Source organism: Psychrobacter sp. TB55-MNA-CIBAN-0194 (assembly GCF_040309505.1).
Classification (GTDB): domain Bacteria; phylum Pseudomonadota; class Gammaproteobacteria; order Pseudomonadales; family Moraxellaceae; genus Psychrobacter; species Psychrobacter fozii.
The window spans coordinates 1-380 of sequence record NZ_JBEOOW010000052.1 but is presented as its reverse complement, the minus strand read 5'-3'; the positions used below and the strand labels follow the sequence as shown (position 1 = coordinate 380).

The following is a 380-nucleotide window of genomic DNA, read 5'->3' as shown; positions in this document are numbered from 1 at the left end:
ATCATCAATAATTCAGATACTTAAGCGTAGATAACCAGTCTTTGACCGGCACTATATCACAGTCTTTAGGGATTCTTAATTAACAGTTTCAATCACTTATTCTAATAAGTCCATTATGATATACATTGGCGAATTTGCTGTGCCATCGTTTGCCACCCACTGACAAAGTCTTTACTATTTCTCATATCTTCTGCCTGAACGGTTTCTTGAACGGGCTGTAACTTGGCAAGTAAACCTTTGGCAGGCACACTTGGACTGACCAGACACATTTTCTTAGCGGGGCGCTGCTCGTTAAGCCAGCGTAATTGACTGGCTTTTGGTGCTAAATGATCGTCAGTACTTAAGCTGCCAATGAGCTGTAGGTTAATGCTGTTTTCCAT

General features: G+C 41.3%; 1 pseudogene. It reads right to left on the bottom strand.

The features are described from left to right. Window positions 1-113: 113 nt before the first annotated feature. Window positions 114-380: pseudogene (locus AAEY75_RS14210) on the bottom strand (zinc ABC transporter substrate-binding protein); the annotation flags it as partial.